General features: G+C 65.1%; 11 protein-coding genes. 5 read left to right on the forward strand and 6 right to left on the reverse strand.

Annotated features, from left to right (window positions below; translation table 11 throughout):
* Window positions 1-190 precede the first annotated feature (190 nt).
* Complete coding sequence (locus tag MJ205_RS18595) at window positions 191-688, forward strand: Lrp/AsnC family transcriptional regulator (RefSeq protein ID WP_021026471.1); 498 nt, start codon at window positions 191-193, stop codon at window positions 686-688.
* A gap of 75 nt (window positions 689-763) precedes the next feature.
* On the opposite strand, the gene mltA is transcribed toward MJ205_RS18595, so the two are convergent.
* Window positions 764-1909: a murein transglycosylase A gene (mltA, locus tag MJ205_RS18600; protein WP_373449129.1), complete on the reverse strand. Its 1146-nt coding sequence runs from the start codon at window positions 1907-1909 to the stop codon at window positions 764-766.
* Between the two features lie 28 nt (window positions 1910-1937).
* Here mltA and MJ205_RS23695 point away from each other — a divergent pair, with 28 nt between their 5' ends.
* Together MJ205_RS23695 and MJ205_RS18605 are read left to right on the forward strand one after the other, a co-directional pair.
* The gene (locus MJ205_RS23695) at window positions 1938-2066 is read left to right on the forward strand and encodes a hypothetical protein (protein ID WP_021026473.1); all 129 of its coding nucleotides are present in this window, start codon (window positions 1938-1940) and stop codon (window positions 2064-2066) included.
* A gap of 151 nt (window positions 2067-2217) precedes the next feature.
* Entirely contained in the window at window positions 2218-2868 is a 651-nt protein-coding gene (locus tag MJ205_RS18605) for an OmpA family protein (protein WP_133856321.1), read from the forward strand.
* 78 nt (window positions 2869-2946) lie between these two features.
* On the opposite strand, the gene MJ205_RS18610 is transcribed toward MJ205_RS18605, so the two are convergent.
* The 4 genes from MJ205_RS18610 to MJ205_RS18625 form a co-directional block, all read right to left on the reverse strand.
* Window positions 2947-3576, reverse strand: a complete 630-nt coding sequence (locus MJ205_RS18610) for a response regulator transcription factor (protein WP_239809817.1) — start codon at window positions 3574-3576, stop codon at window positions 2947-2949.
* A 10-nt stretch (window positions 3577-3586) separates the two neighbouring features.
* Window positions 3587-5617: a two-component system sensor histidine kinase NtrB gene (locus MJ205_RS18615; RefSeq protein ID WP_239812794.1), complete on the reverse strand. Its 2031-nt coding sequence runs from the start codon at window positions 5615-5617 to the stop codon at window positions 3587-3589.
* Entirely contained in the window at window positions 5617-6432 is an 816-nt protein-coding gene (locus tag MJ205_RS18620) for a carbon-nitrogen hydrolase family protein (protein ID WP_239809818.1), read from the reverse strand. The genes MJ205_RS18615 and MJ205_RS18620 overlap by 1 nt, the downstream gene beginning before the upstream one ends.
* A 104-nt stretch (window positions 6433-6536) precedes the next feature.
* Window positions 6537-10688 (reverse strand): YhdP family protein, encoded by a 4152-nt coding sequence (locus MJ205_RS18625; RefSeq protein WP_239809819.1) that lies wholly within the window; start codon window positions 10686-10688, stop codon window positions 6537-6539.
* 121 nt (window positions 10689-10809) lie between these two features.
* On the opposite strand from MJ205_RS18625, the gene glnE reads away from it, so the two are divergent.
* Window positions 10810-13545 carry a bifunctional [glutamate--ammonia ligase]-adenylyl-L-tyrosine phosphorylase/[glutamate--ammonia-ligase] adenylyltransferase gene (gene glnE / locus MJ205_RS18630; protein ID WP_239809820.1) on the forward strand — a complete coding sequence of 912 codons (2736 nt, stop codon included), beginning with the start codon at window positions 10810-10812 and terminating at the stop codon, window positions 13543-13545.
* A gap of 541 nt (window positions 13546-14086) precedes the next feature.
* On the opposite strand, the gene MJ205_RS18635 is transcribed toward glnE, so the two are convergent.
* The gene (locus MJ205_RS18635) at window positions 14087-14710 is read right to left on the reverse strand and encodes a glutathione S-transferase family protein (RefSeq protein ID WP_239809821.1); all 624 of its coding nucleotides are present in this window, start codon (window positions 14708-14710) and stop codon (window positions 14087-14089) included.
* Between the two features lie 159 nt (window positions 14711-14869).
* On the opposite strand from MJ205_RS18635, the gene purB reads away from it, so the two are divergent.
* Window positions 14870-16249, forward strand: a complete 1380-nt coding sequence (gene purB, locus MJ205_RS18640; RefSeq protein WP_239809822.1) for an adenylosuccinate lyase — start codon at window positions 14870-14872, stop codon at window positions 16247-16249.
* The last annotated feature ends 4 nt before the right edge of the window (window positions 16250-16253 follow it).

A 16253-nucleotide genomic window follows, 5' to 3' on the forward strand; every position in this document is an offset into this window, starting at 1 on the left:
CCCGGTGGCCGCTTGTGGCAGGTCCGGGATTGTGGGGCGTTATAAGAAGCTGGAACCAAGTCCAGCAGGCGGGGCAAAACACCCCAGCCTTCATCGCTGCAGTGTATGACGGGCAGCGAGAATAAAGTATTCTTTTCCTTGCCGGGGTTTACCTAGTATTTGAAAGAATCTTGCTCAATAATGGCAATAAATGAACCAAATTGACAAATTCGACTGGGCCATCCTCTACGAGCTGCAAAAAAACGCCCGTTTGACGAATGCCGAACTGGCCCAGCGTGTGGGCCTGTCGGCCGCGCCCTGCTGGCGCCGGGTGCGTGCGCTCGAAGAGGCCGGCTACATCACCGGCTACCACGCAACCCTGGACCGCCACAAGCTCGGCCTGGGTGTGCTGGCCTTTGTGCGCGTCGATGCCGCGCAGAACACGGCCGACATCACCTTGCGCATGGAGGAATCGATCCGCCTTCTGCCCGAGGTCACGTCCTGCCACTACATCAGCGGTGCGGGCACTTTTGAGCTGCAGGTGGTGGCCAAGGACCTGGAGAGCTTCTCCAGCTTTATCCGCAACGTGCTGCTGCACCTGCCCAACGTGAAAGACGTGCACACCACCTTCTCGCTGGGCGAGGTCAAATCCAGCAGCGCACTGCCGCTGCCGATGACGGCCAACCCCAAGGGCACGCCTTCGCGCTGATCCCCTTTCCTATCCGAGCCGCCACCATGCAAAAGGCCAGCCTGGGGCTGGCCTGGGTGGCACCATCTGCGGAGATCAGCGCTTGGCCACGCCCCTGGGCCACAGCACCCACAGCCGCAGCGGCTGCTTGACCCGGCCGGCAAAATCGCCCGCCTCATGGCCCCAGCCGGCAAAGTAGTCGGCGCGCACGGCACCCAGGATGGCGCTGCCCGTGTCCTGCGCCATCACCAGGCGGTTGAGCTGCACCGTGGGCCCGGTGGACGACAGCCAGACAGGCGTGCCGTAGGGAATGCTGCCCCGGTCCACCGCAATCGATCGGCCCGGGGTCAGCGGCACACCCTGGGCGCCATTGGGGCCAAACTCGGCATCCAGCGGCGACAGTGGCTCTTCCCTGAAGAACACATAGCGCGGGTTGCTCCAGAGCAGCTCATTGACACGGGTCGGGTTGGCGGCAATCCAGGCCTTGATGCCCGGCCAGGTGGCATCGCGCACCAGGCCCTGGTCCAGCAGCCACTTGCCGATGCTCTTGTAGGGGTGGTCATTGGTGGCAGCATAGGCCACGCGGATCAGGCGCACCGAGCCATCGGCTTCCTGGATGCGCACCCGCCCCGAGCCCTGGATGTGCAGCACCATCGCATCGACCGGGTCGTTGACCCAGGCAATCACCTTGTCCTGCAGCTCGGCCTGCACCTGCGGCAGGGTCTCGATCTGCTGGCGGCTGAACCAGGGTTTGCGCGAGCCCAGCGTGGCCGGCGACCGGTACAGCGGGATCGAATAGCCGTTGCCTGGCTGGCGCGTGCCATCGAGCATCGGCTCGAAATAGCTGGTCAGCATCCCGTCGGGGTTGCCGTCGAGCGATTCGACGCGGTAGGGCTGAAAGCGCGACACCATCCAGGCGCGCTGCTCCTCGGTCGACGCCAGGCTCATGCGGCGCACCTCGGAGCAGAACTGCGCAAACGGCGCGGGCGGGCGGCTGCAGCTCTTGATCCAGGCATTCCAGGCATCGGCCAGGTTGTCCTGCTCCAGACCGGGCACCGACGACCAGTGCACCGGCACCCAGCGGCTCTTGGCCTGCTGGATCGCCGGGGGCAGCGGCTCATTCGCATCGGGTGGCAGCACCTCGATGCTGCCCGATACCGGCGGGCGGGTGGTCGGCGAAGACGGCTGGTCCAAAGGGACTTGGCTGGAGCAGGCGGCCAGAATTCCTACAATCGCAGCCATCGACAGCGTACGTAAGGAGCGGGTACCGATGGGACTGATATTGCTGGAAGCGCTATTGGCGTTGGTCATACTGGTGGCGATCGTCTGGTGGACGATGTTTGCCGGTCGCAAAAAAGGGGAAATCGTAAGCAAAGATGAGCAGCCTCCTCGCGACTAGCTTGCGCAAATCGTAGGACATGGCCGCTCATTGCCGTCATTTTTACCATTTTTGAACTTTGTCTCTGGCATTTGGCAGTTCTACTGCCCACAATTTGCATCCACGGCCGTCCCCATTTCCGGGGATGCCCTTGCATCAGAGGAGTTCAAGCATGCGTAAACAAATTCTAGTCTCTGCCGTTGCCAGCCTGGCCATTCTGAGCGGCTGCGCCAACATGTCCGACACGCAACGCCAGACGGCCACCGGCGCCGGCGTGGGCGCCCTGGGCGGCGCTGCCGTCGGTGCGATTGCTGGCGGCCATGCAGGCTCGGGCGCCGTCATCGGCGCGGGCATCGGCGCGCTGGGCACCTACATCTGGTCGCAGCACATGCAAAAGCAAAAGCAGGAGATGGAGCAGGCCACCCAGGGTACCGGTGTGGTGGTGACCCAGACGCCGGACAACCAGCTCAAGCTCGACATCCCCAGCGACATCTCGTTCCAGACCAACCGCTCGGACATCCAGGGCAACTTCGCCCCCATCCTGGACCGCTTTGCCGAAGGCCTGCGCAACAACCCCAACGCCCAGGTGCGCATCATCGGCCACACCGACAGCACCGGCAACGACGGCATCAACGACCCGCTGTCGCTGGCCCGTGCCGAGAGCGCACGCAACTACCTGACGCAGCGCGGCGTGAACGGCGCGCGTATCCAGGTACAGGGCATGGGCTCGCGCCAGCCCGTGGCCAGCAATGACACGCCGGCCGGCCGCGCGCACAACCGCCGCGTCGAGATCTATGTGGGTGAGGTGCAGCAAGGCCGCTAACACCAGGCTGTGCGGAACGCACAAAGGGCGCCAGTGGGACTGGCGCCCTTTTTTGCGGGCCTTGCGCTGGCGGCCGTCTCAGGCCAGGTCGCGCAGCAGGTTGGCCAGCTCCACCGCTGATTTGACCTGCATCTTGTCAAACACCCGGGCGCGGTGCACCTCGACCGTGCGCACGCTGATGGTCAATTCATCGGCAATCAGCTTGTTGGGCAGGCCATCGATCACCAGCCGCATGACCGCCTGCTCGCGGTCCGTCAGCTCGGCCACGCGCTCGCGCACGCCTTGCTGCGAGCGCAAGGTTTCCAGGTAAGCGCTCGATGCCTGCAGCGCATGCTCGATGCGGTCGACCAGCACATTGTCGGAGAACGGCTTTTCGCAGAAATCAAAGGCTCCGCGCTTGACGGTGGCCACGGCTGTCGGCACATCCGCATGGCCGGTCAGGAAGATCACCGGCAAGGCGGCAATCACATCCATCTCGACCAGGCGATCAAACAGCGCCAGCCCGCTCATGCCGGGCATGCGCACATCCAACAGAGCGCAGGCCGGGTCCACCTGTGGCGGGCGGCTGCGCAGCATGGCTTCAAAGGCCTCGGCCGACGCAAAGCTCTCGCTCAGCAAGCGGCGCGAGCGCAGCATCCAGGCCAGCGCATCGCGCACCTCGGCATCATCATCGACGATATACACGGTCGCATTCACTAGCGGCTGCATCTCTGAACTTTCAATCGTTGCGCCAGGTCGGCAGGGTAAAACTGAAGATGGTCCCACGGGGCTGGTTGGGCAGATAGCGCAAATGGCTGCCATGCTGCTCCACGACGGTGCGGCACAGGCTCAGGCCCAGCCCCATGCCCTCGTCCTTGGTGGTGAAGAACGGCGTATACAGACGCGCGGCCACCTCCTCGGTGATGCCCTCGCCCACATCGGCCACGACAAACTCCACCCAGGCCCGGCCATCGTCGCTGGGCGCCAGCCGTACCAGCATCTGCAGCACCCGCGGGTGCGTGCCGCCATAGTCCATGGCCTGCATGCCGTTGCGGCTGAGGTTGAGCAGCACCTGCTCGACCATGGTCCGGTCACAGAAGACGGCCGGCAAGCCGGGCGCCAGCTCGGTGGCCACATCGACATAGAGTTTACGCGCCTGCAGCCGCACCAAGGGCAATACTGCATCCATCAGCTCGGAGGCCTGCACGAACTCGCGCGACTGGTCGCGCCGGCGCACGAAGCCGTGCACGCTCTTGATGACCTTGCCCGCGCGCTCGGCCTGGAAGGCCATACGCTGCACGGCCATGCGCACATCGGGCAGGTGCTCCTGCACCTCATCGGGCGAAGCGCCCTCGGGCAGCAGGTTCATGATGCCCGTCGCATAGCTGGAGATGGCGGCCAGTGGCTGGTTGAGCTCGTGGCTCAGCAGCGAGGCCATCTCGCCCACCGTCGCCAGGCGCGCGGTGGCCTGCAGGCGCTCTTGCGAGGCACGCGAGAGTTCCTCCACCCGGCGCTGCTCGCTCATGTCGACAAAGGCGCTCATCCAGCCGGTATGCAGACCGGCGGCATTGATCAGCGGTGCCTCGAAAATCAGCACCGGAAAGCGCCGGCCATCCTTGTGCATGAAGGTGGACTCATAGCCCTCGCGCGGCGGTGGCAGATGGCCCGACAGGCGGATCTGCTGGCGGCGCGCGTATTCAGGCGCCATCTCGGGCGGCCAATAAGGCGTGGCCTTGCTCGGGTCCAGAATCTCCTCGGCCGAGAACCCCACCATCTCGCAAAACGCCGGGTTCACATAGGTGACCTTGCCATGCAGATCGCGCGCGCGCAGCCCCGTTACCAGCGAGTCCTCCATCGCCTTGCGAAAGGCCAGTGCGTCGCCCAGGTCGCGCTCAGCCTTCAAGCGGCGGCGGTTGTCCCGCACCAGCACCACCAGCACGGTGATCAGCGCGATCGACATGCCGGTGACCAGCGCGGTGAGCACGTTCGGGAAGACGTTCGGCGCCGCATGCCAGCTGTCCACCCGCAGCATCAGCGCCACGCCGGGCAGATCGAGCAGCTGGTTGGAGGTGAACACCCGCGTGCCGCGCCGCGGGGTGCTGACGATCGCCAGGCGCGTGCCATCGGTCTCGGTGAAGGACAGCTCATGGTTGCGGCGCAGGCTCTCGTTGACCAGGTCCGACAGCACGTTCTGCAGGATGTAGGTGGCCACGGCAAAGCCGTGCAGCTGGTCGCCGGTGATCACCGGCACGCACAGCTCGAGCAGCTCCAGCCCGGTGCCATTGCCCTGCGACAGGAAATAGCTGCCCGCATACGAGGCGGCGCCCGTATTGCGGGCGCGCAGGCAGGCGGTATGGCTTTCGGTGTTCATGCCGGTGCGGTCAATCGCCGACCATTGCAGGCTCAGATAAGGCGACTCCTCACTGGCCTCGATCTGCAACTGCGGGTTGCGCCACTCGATATGGGCGAGATCGCGCTGGTTGCGCAGGATGGTCGCGGCCGCCGACTGCCAGGCCATCACATCGCTGTCATAGCGTGGCATGCTGCGCAGGCGGTTGACGTTGTCGTTGAACAGGCTGCGGATGTCGCTGACGGCATCCTGGGCCTCCCGGTCCAGGCGCTGCTGCACTTCGGAGATCTCATAGCGCCCCGCCAGCCAGACCTGGGTGACCAGGGTGCCTGCCACCAGCAGCACCAGCGCCGACCACAATGACCAGCGGCGCCAGCTCTGGTGCCAGCGCTGCGCCAGTGCCTGCGCCCAATGCGCCATCAGCATACGCGGTGCTGCAAGGCCGGCAGTTGCTGGCGCCAGCGCTGCAGCTGCGCCCAATCCAGTTCGGCCAGCACCACGCCAGGCTCGCTGGCCTGCAGCGCCATCACCTCACCCCAAGGGTTGATGGCCATGCTGTGGCCCCAGGTGCGGCGGCCGTTCTCATGCTGGCCGCCTTGGGCTGCTGCCAGCACATAGGCCAGGTTTTCCACGGCCCGCGCGCGCAGCAGCAGCTCCCAGTGGGCTTGGCCGGTGGTATAGGTAAAGGCGCTGGGCACCAGCATCAGCTGCGCGCCGGCCTGCGCATGCAGGCGGTACAGCTCGGGAAAGCGCAGGTCGTAGCAGATGCTCAAACCAATGCACCAGCGCTGGCCATCGCGGCTGGGCAGGTCAAACTGCACCGGCGTGCTGCCCGGCGCGATGACCCGGTGCTCGTCATAGGACTCGCGCTCGTTGGCATAGCAAAACAAGTGCATCTTGTCGTAGCGCAGCACACAGTCCCCCTGCGGGTTGTAGACGCAGCTGCTGTTGTAGACATGGTCGGCATCGGGCCCCTGCAATGGCAGGGTGCCGCCGACGATCCACAGGCCCAGGCTGCGGGCGCTGTCGGCCAGAAACTGCTGCATCGGGCCTTCGCCAAAAGCCTCGGCCAGTGCCAGCTTGTCGGTATCGCGCTGGCCCATCAGACAGAAGTACTCGGGCAGCACCGCCAGCTCCGCGCCGGCGGCGGCGGCCTGCTGCAGCAACTGCCAGGCCTGTGCGCGGTTGTGCTCCCAGCGCGTGCTGGTCACCATTTGGAGTGCGGCTACTTTCATCGATGCATCCTGCAAGAGAAACTGGCAGCTATTATCCGTAAGCTCCGACCTGGGGCGGCACTTGCGGATATCGAAGGTGACTCAGCGCAGCAGGGGCCGGGCGTTCAATGCGGCGTGCCGATGGCGTTGGGGTCGGCTTCCTGGCGGCGGTTGAGGCGCTTGACCTCGGGCTCCGACCAGGAGCCACTGACCTCGAACTCCTGGGTCACTGCCTGCGTCAGCGGCCCCTTGAACAGCGCCTGTGCCAAAAAGGTGCCGATGCCGATGACCGGATTGATGGCCGTGGTCACCAGCGCCATCGTCGTGGTGTTCAACTCGGGAATGACGACCACATGCAGGTCCTGCGTCTCGTCGCGCAGATTGGCACGGCCTTCGAGCAGCACGGCGGCGGTGACGCCCTTCATCTGCAAGTTGGTGGTCGAGGCCACGCCGTCGCTCACCAGCACATCGCCGCGCACAAAGTCAAAGCCGAAACCGGCACTGAACACATCCTTGAAATCCAAGGTCAGGCGGCGCGGCAAGGCCTGCAGATTGAGCACGCCCAGCAGCTTGGCGGCACCAGGCTCCACCTTGAGGAACTGGCCCTGGCCCACATCGACATGCAGCTTGCCATCCATGCTGTTGTAGTCGGGGCTCACCGGGCTGCCTGTCCAGCCGATGCGGCCCTGTACCGCGCCCTTGCCCTGGCGCACCACGCCAGCCATGCCCAGGCGGGCCAGCAGCGCGCCGGTGTCCTTCAGGTCCAGCCGCATTTCCAGCTCGGTGCGGCGCCCGCCGGCGCTGCTGCGCTTGGCGCCCCAATCACCGCTGGCCTGCAGGCTGGCGGCATCGTTCGAGAGCACCATGTTTTTCAGCTGCCACCAGGAGCTGTCGGACTGGCGCTGGTTGACCGCCTGCACCTCCAGCCGCCCCACCGAATGCTGGCGCCAGCGCAAGTCCTCGACCACGACATCCAGCGCCGGCAACTGCCCCGGCTCCTGCTCGGGCGCGTCGTCGTGGCTGGCACCGGGCTTGCTGTCGGCGCCGTCCTGGCCCACGCGCAGCTGGCTCAGGCGCGCACGGATGGTGCCCGGGCCTTTGGCCTCTTGCTCGTATTCCAGCTGGCCATCGAGCAGGCTGGAGCTGACCTGGCTGCGCCAGCGCTGCCCCGTGCGCGAGCCGCTCAGGTGCAGGTTATGGATGTCGATCCCGCGCACCTGCACGGTGCCCAGGCGAATATCCCAATGGTCTGGCAGGAAAGCCTGGTACGCGTCGCTGGCGGGCGGCGAGGCCGCAGCGCCCTCGGCAGCGGGGGCCCGCGCAGGCGGCGCCATGGCCTTGATGCGCTGGGCCAGCGCCTGCCATTCCTGCACATCGACCTGGGGCAGTTGCACTTCCGCAATCACCCCCTTGGCGGGCAAGGTCAGCGCACCGGCGCCCAGGCGCAGCACACCGCTGACGACCTTGTCAGGGATGTTGTCATCGGCACTGATATCCCGCACATAGCGCAGCTGCAGGCGGCCACCCACATCCAGCTGCATGTTCTGGCGCACCAGCGCAGCGCGCGGGGCATCGGGCACGGTGCTGGCAAACTGGGTCGGCCAGACCTCGTCGGCGGCTTTTTTCAGCGGTGGCGGCAGCGCCAGCGCCATGCCGGCCAGATCGCTGCGCACCTCCACCAGCGGCACGCCCTGGGCCATGCCGATGTCCAGCTGGTAGGCGGCCTGGCCCTGGGCCCACTGCGCCAGCTGCACCACCGGCCCCAGCTCCCTGGCGCGCAGCAGACCGTCCGCCGTAGCGACGCCCTGGGCCCGCACCTTGAGCCGGGGGCCATGGTCCGCACCTGCGGGCATGCCACTGACATCCATGCCGCCGGAGAACTTCACCGGCCCCCCAAAGGCCTGGCCCTGCAGATCCTGCAGCGCAAAGCCGTGCTCGGAAAACTGTACCGCGCCGGTGACCTTCTCCACCACCGGTGAGTCATCATGGAACTGGATGCGGTTGCCCGGCAGCAGTACCTTGCCCTCGACCTTGGACTGGGCCATCTCATGCACCGGCAGGTCCAGCTTGAGCTGCAACTGGGTATCGCCATCAGCCTGGGTCTGCGCCAGCGCATGCTGGGTGAGCGCATCAATGGCACTGCCGCGCACGGTCGAGAGCATGTCCGCCAGCGGCCCACGGGCCTGCGCATTGACCAGCACGCGGGTCTCGTGGAAATTGGGAATCTGCGCGCTGGTCTGGTCGACGACGATGCGCGCGTTGCCGTCCAGAATGCCCTTGGCCTTGTTGACCTGCATGCCGTTGCCTTCAAACACCAGCTCGCCCGAGAGGCGATGGAGTTCGGGCCAGGGCTTGTCGCCCGGGTGCAGGTGCGAGTTGGGCACATAGGCATAGCGCACATCGCGCACCGGCGCGACGATACGGAACAGGCCATGGCGCGAATCGGGAAAAGGCACTTCCCAGAGGTCGCCCTGGATCTCGAACTGCACATTGCTGGCCTGGCCGGCCAGCACGGCATCGCGCACATAGTGGCGCGCATCGGGCGGAATATGCAGTGGCAGATAACGGTGCACCTGCGTGCCATCGGCCCGGTCAAGCACGCCCTTGAGTTCCAGAATGCCGGGAAAGCGCGATTGCGAGCCGGACTTCTGCGGGTCTGCCGTGTGCCAGCTCCAGCGCGCATGGCCCGCCGCATGCGGATTGGCGAATTCCAGCCGTTCGGACTGCATCTGGATGCGATCGCCCTGCACCGTCCACTGCAGCTCGGTGTTGGCCGAGGTGATTGGCAGCAACGGCTCTTCAAAGACCGAAGGCAGGTAGAGCGCGCCATCGGCAAAGCGCAGATTGGCCTGCCCCCCGCCAGCGCGCGCCTCGATGGCCAGATCCAGCCCGCGCAGGCCGGCGTGCGGCTGCCCGGCGGCGAGCACCAGGCCGCCATGGCTGTCACGCGCTGCATTGGCCTTGGGTGCCGCAACCGGCATGCCAAAGGCCAGCTGGCCCACATCGGCCTTGACCTGCCAGTCCTGCCAGCGGTCGATATCACCGCGCCAGTGGGCCGATGCACTGCGGATCAGACCGACCGGCCGGTTGCTCTGCAGCCACTGGCGTGCGTTGTCGGGGATGGGCAGCAGCCGCGCCAGCTGGGCCAGGGAGGCGATATCGAGCGACTGGGCACTGGCCTCGGTCTCGCTGGGCTGCTTGCCCTGCGCATAGACGTGGTTGATGCGGGCGCTGCCGCCGGGCCATTGCTCGCCGTTGGCCGATTCAACCGCCAGGTTCTCCGTCAGCAAGCGAAAGCCGCTGTCATCGGCAGCGCCGCCGATGCGGCCCTGCACCGAGCGCAGCAGCAGCACCGAGCCCTGCGCCGCTTTGTCATCACCGGCAGCGGCGGCTGGGCGGCGCACGCCCACATCGCGCAAGGCGACATCGGCGGTGCCGTTCGCAAGCTTGCCACGCGTCACATCCAGCCACAGCCTTGCCGAGCCCTGGCCCTGCTGCAGACCCACCGCAGGCGGCAGATAGGGCGCCATCGCCGCAGCATTGAGCTGGAGCGCTTCGAGATAGACCTGACCGCTCCAGTGCTTCCAGTTGCCGTCGTGCAGCGCCCACAGCGGCTGGTGCATGCGGCCGCGCAGCTCCAGCGTATCCCCCCAGTCTTCGGGAGGGCGCACGCGCAATTGCCATTCGTGGCGCAGGCCCGGGTTGCGCAGCAGCAGATGCACATCGCTGAAAGTGACGGGGGGCAGGCCGCGCAGCTGGTCATCCCAGACGATGCTGCCGCCTTGCAGCAGCACCTCGCGCTGGCGGAACAACCAGTCGCCAGCACTGCCGCTGTTGCTGTCCTGTGAGGTATCGACCAGCACGCCGGCCACGCGCACACTGCCATCGGCAGCGCGTTGCACCGTCAGCTGCGGCGCGTCGATGACGATCTGCTCGGTCCGCAGCCGCAGCAGCGACGGCACCGACAAGGCCACCTTGATCGTATCCAGGGTAAACCCTGTGGATCCATCGGGCTGCTCGATGCGCAGCCCTTTGACCGCGATCGCCGGCACCAGGCTGTTATGGCCTTCGGCCTGCAGACGGTCAATGCGCACCGGCACGCCGAGCGCCTGCGACAGCCGAGATTCCACTTGCGGGCGAAAGTCATTGATACGGGGCACAATCCACCAATGCAGCGCCGCCACGGCCAGAGCCAGCAGCAGCGCCAAGCCCAGCAATAAGCCCACAGACCATTGCACCAGCTTGGCAGCGAGCTTGAGCAATCGGGGCGCGCGCACAGTCAATCGAGTCCAATCAGTTAGGGGAAAGCGAAATTATGACCCGCGGCAAGTCCCTCGCTCGCGTCGCATATGTGAGCATTTGAACAGTTCTGCCGCAGGACATTGTCGATAAAGCGCTATGGCACACACGGATATCACGCCCCCGCAGGCCAGCCTGCCTCTGTCTGAGCATTCGCGCTTCATCCAGCGCCTGCACCGCCGCTACGAGGGTTTGCTGGATCTGCTGCCCAGTGGTGCCCCCAGCCATGCAACGATGGCCCCCACCTTGGCGGCGCTGCAGGCCCAGGGGTATGCGCTGGGCGCTGCGCTGCGCATTCTTCGGCAGCTGGTCATGGAGCGGCTGGTGCATCTTGACTGCGACGCGCAGGCTGATCTGCAGACCATCACGCAAGGGGTGACCGAGCTGGCCGAGCTGGCACTGGACGCCGCCTGCACCGCAGCACGCGCAGAGCTTGACGGCCGCCATGGCGCACCGCGCGACGCCGAGGGCAACCCGGTGCAACTGTGGGTGATCGGCATGGGCAAACTGGGCGCGCGCGAGCTCAATGTGTCCAGCGACATCGACCTGATCTATATCTATGAGCAAGAAGGCGAGACCCAGGGCCAGCCCGATGGCCGGGGCAAGATCAGCAACCATGAGTACTTCATCCGTGCGGTCAAGCTGATCTACCAGCTGATTGGAGAGACCACCGAACACGGGTTCGTGTTCCGCGTCGATCTGATGCTGCGGCCCAATGGCAACTCGGGCCCGGCCGCCATCTCGGTGGCAGCGCTGGAGGACTACCTGCAGACCCATGGCCGCGAATGGGAGCGCTTTGCCTGGCTCAAGAGCCGCATCGTGGCACCGCTGGCCGATATCCGCACCCCCAATGTGCAGGCGCTGCGCGGCGCGGTGCTGCCCTTTGTGTTTCGTCGCTACCTGGATTACGCCGTGTTCGACTCGCTACGCAGCCTGCACCGCCAGATCCGCGAGCATGCGGCCAAGCGCAGCGCGGGCCATCCCGAGCGCGCCAACGACGTCAAGCTCTCGCGTGGCGGCATCCGCGAGATCGAATTCATCGTGCAACTGCTGCAGGTGGTGCGGGGCGGCCAGTTCCCCGAGCTGCGCTGCCGTGCCACCCTGGAGGCATTGCAGCGGCTCGAGCGCGCCAGCCTGATGGCACCCGAGACAGCGCAGGCGCTGGCCGATGCCTATGTTTTCCTGCGCAAGGTGGAGCACCGCATCCAGTACCTGGACGACCAGCAGACCCATGTGCTGCCGACCCGCGATGACGACCTGCGGTGGATGGCGCAGACCCTGGGCTATGACGACGAGTGCCGCTTTCTGCACCAGCTCGATGCCCACCGCGAGCTGGTCGCCCAGGAGTTTGACAAGCTGCTGGGCGGCAACGAGGCCTGCAAGAGCGGCCAGTGCGGCGGCGCCAAGGGCGCAGCGGCCAGCGCCCCGGAGCTGGAAACGGTGCTGCCCAGGCTGCCCGAGGCGGTGCGCGATCGCGTGCTGCAGTGGCAGCGCAACCCCCGCTACAGCTACTTGAGCGATGCCGGCCGAGGCCGCCTGGTCTTGCTGCTGCAGCGCACCGCCCAGTGGTTGGGCCAGGGCCAGGTGAGCGAGATCGCCGCAGTGCGGCTGGCCGACTGGATGGAATCACTGCTGCGCCGCGAAAGCTATCTGGCGATGCTGCAGGAACGCCCGGCCGTGCACGAGAAGCTGATGCACATGCTGGGCGCCGCCAAATGGCCTGCCCGCTACATGCTGCAGCATCCCGGCGTGATCGACGAGCTGGCCAGCGATGCGCTGATGCATGAGCGCTTCAATCCGCAGGAGTTCGAAGCGGATCTGGAGCGGCGCCGCGCCGCGCTGCAATCGACTGCCGAAGATGACGACGAAAACCTGCTGAACCTGCTGCGCCGCGCCCACCATGCCGAGACCTTCCGCACCCTGGCGCGCGACATCGAGCAGCAGATCACCGTCGAGCAGGTGGCCGATGACCTCTCGGCACTGGCTGACGCCGTGCTGCGCGTGACGACCCGCTGGTGCTGGGGCCGGCTCAAGAGCGCCCACCGCGAAGAGCCGCAGTTCGGCATCATCGGCTACGGCAAGCTTGGCGGCAAAGAGCTGGGCTACGGCAGCGATCTGGACATCGTGTTTGTGTTCGATGACGATGACGAACGCGCACCCGAGGTCTACTCGGCTTTCGTGCGCAAGCTGATCAGCTGGCTCACCGTCAAGACCGGCGAGGGCGATCTGTTCGAGATCGACACCGCGCTGCGCCCCAACGGCAACTCCGGCTTGCTGGTCACCAGCTTTGAGTCCTACGCCAACTACCAGCAGCAGCGCGGCAGCAACACCGCCTGGACCTGGGAGCACCAGGCGATGACCCGCGCCCGCTTTGTGATGGGCAGTGCAGAGCTGGCAGCGCGCTTTGACGCGGTGCGCGAGGCAGTGATCACCGCGCCCCGGGATGCGGTGGCGCTGGGCAGTGAAATCGCGACGATGCGTGAGCGCGTGCGCAGCGCCCACAAGGTGCCGGCGGGCCTGTTCGATGTCAAGCACAGTGTCGGCGGCATGATGGATGTGGAATTTGTCGTGCAGTACCTGGTTTTGCTGCATTCCGCTTGCAATCCCCAATTGCGGCCCAACTTGGGGAACATCAGTCTGCTGCGCCGCGCCGAAAACGCAGGCCTGCTGCCTGCCGGTATGGGCGAGGCGGCGGCCAATGCCTACCGCGCACTGCGGCGTGTGCAGCATCTGGCCCGCTTGAACGAGGCGCCCACCCAGGTGCCGGAGACTGCCTTGCTGGAGGAACAACAGACGGTAAGAACGCTGTGGAAGGCGGTGTTGCAGAGCACATAAACCCTGTAGAAAGGCTGATGGAACTCGGGTTTTCATAAGGGTTTATACTGTGACGCTGCCATTCGCTAGCATTCACTTACGTGCAAGCGCCACCAAAACAATGCACTATCAGACCTCAGGCAGCGATTAATTCGACAAATGATAACAGAAAGAAACAAATTATTTATTTGTTTACAATACATTTAGCATCAGCGCTGGAAACTTAAACCGGCGATCCATCTCTGTACTGAGGGAAAGCGATAGGCATAGTTTTTCATACCGGTTTTAATGTTGCGAAGTCTTTCAGGCCCTAACGGCATGACTGCAAACCTGAAGTGCTTCTCCTCCCTCCCTCTCTATCATTCACTTCGGGACGCTTCGCAACTTTTTTTATACCCAGGCCCAGTCCTCAACGGCTGGGCCTTTTTTTGGCTGCGCGCTGCCAGCCACCATCTGCAGGCCCGGAGAATATTCAGCAATAGGTTGCCGGACCGCCGCCAAACGGGCGGGCGCGGTCCGGGCAAGCCGGCATGCAGAGCATTGCGCAGAGAAGCGCTGTGGATCAGCCCTGGGGCTGGGTCGCCGCAAAGCTGGGCCGGGCCTCCAGGCGATCGAGCAGCTGGGCCAACTGGGGGTAGCGGCCTGCCCAGTCCAGCTCCGGGAAGCGGAACCGCAACCATGCCAGGCAGCAACCGACGGCAATGTCGGCCAGGCTGATATGTATGCCGTTGCCGGCAAAATAGGTCTTCTCGCCCAAGCCCAGGCTCATCGCGTCCAGCCCGGCCCAGACTTTGCCCAGTTGGCGCTCCACCCAGGCGGGGCTGCGCTGCAGTTCGGTGCGGCCCGAAAAGGCATATTCCATACGGGCCAGCACGGCGGCATCGAGCACGCCATCGGCCATCGCCTCCCAGCTGCGCACTTCAGCGCGCTCGCGGCCCAGGCTGGGAATCAGACGGCCAACGGGGGACAGGGTATCGAGGTACTCGACGATCACGCGCGAATCCACCAGCGCCGAGCCATCGTCGAGCACCAGGCAAGGCACCTTGCCCAGTGGGTTGACCAGGGCAATCGTCGCCCTGTCGCCCCAGACATCCACCGTCTCCAGACGGTAATCGAGTTTTTTCTCGGCCAGTACCACGCGCACCTTGCGCACGAATGGGCTGGTCAGACTTCCTAGCAATTTCATAGCAGTAAAACCCATGCTGGTGGTGTCCGTTCGGTCACCAGGTGACCTCCAGCCGGCAGACGGCGAGGAGGGCCTTGCGGGTATCCGCACCCGCAGATTGTAAATAGGCAAATCCAGACTGTAGATGCGGCAAACGCCCCGCTTCTACAATAGCGGCCCATGAGCCTGTCTTCCCTTACCGCCCTTTCTCCGCTGGATGGCCGCTACGCCTCCAAACTCTCCACCCTGCGCCCGATCATGAGCGAATTCGGCTACATGCATCGCCGCGTACAGGTGGAGATCACCTGGTTCATCGCGCTGTCCGATGCCGGTTTTGCCGAGTTCTCGCCGCTGTCCGAAGGTGCACGCAGCTACCTGCACGGCCTGGTGAACAACTTCAGCGAAGCCGACGCGCAGGCGATCAAGGACATCGAAAAGACCACCAACCACGATGTCAAGGCGGTGGAATACTGGATCAAGAGCAAGTTCGAGGCGCGCCCAGAGCTGCTCAAGGCGGCCGAGTTTGTGCACTTTGCCTGCACCAGTGAAGACATCAACAACACCAGCCATGCGCTGCAGATCCGCGCCGGCCGCGACCAGGTGATCCTGCCTGGCCTGGACCGCGTGGTGCTCAAGCTGCGCGAGATGGCGCACCAGTACGCTGCGGTGCCCATGCTCAGCCGCACCCACGGCCAGACCGCAAGCCCCACGACCGTGGGCAAGGAACTGGCCAATGTGGTGGTGCGCCTGCAAGGCGCGATGGACCGCATTGCCAACGTCAAGCTGCTGGCCAAGATGAACGGCGCGGTGGGCAACTACAACGCCCACCTGTCGGCTTGGCCCGACTTCGACTGGGAAAGCTTCAGCAAGAACGTCGTGGAAAAGCACGAACCTCAGGGCCTGGGCCTGACCTTCCAGCCCTACTCGATCCAGATCGAGCCGCATGACTACATGGCCGAGCTGTTTGACGGCATTGCCCGCGCCAACACCATCCTGATCGACCTGTCGCGCGACATCTGGGGCTATGTCTCGGTGGGCTACTTCAAGCAGCGCCTGAAGGCCGGAGAGATTGGCTCGTCCACGATGCCGCACAAGGTCAACCCCATCGACTTCGAAAACGCCGAAGGCAACCTGGGCCTGGCCAATGCACTGCTGCGCCACCTGTCGGAAAAGCTGCCGATCAGCCGCTGGCAGCGTGACCTGACCGACTCCACCGTGCTGCGCAACATCGGCGTGGCCACCGGTTATGCCGCGCTGGCCTACACCTCGCTGATGACCGGCCTGAACAAGCTGGAGCTGAACGAAGAGCGCCTGGCCGAAGACCTGGACAATGCCTGGGAAGTGCTGGCCGAGCCGATCCAGACCGTCATGCGCCGCTATGGCGTGCAAGGCGCTTACGAAAAGCTCAAGGAAGTCACCCGTGGCAAGACGGTGCGCGCCGAAGACCTGCACCAGCTGATCAACAGCCTGGAGATCCCGCAGGCCGACAAGGAACGCCTGCTGGCGATGACCCCGGCCAGCTACATCGGCAAGGCCACCGAGCTGGCCCAGCGCGTTTAAGCCC

This window comes from Comamonas sp. B21-038 (assembly GCF_022387135.1).
Taxonomy (GTDB): Bacteria; Pseudomonadota; Gammaproteobacteria; order Burkholderiales; family Burkholderiaceae_C; genus Comamonas; species Comamonas sediminis.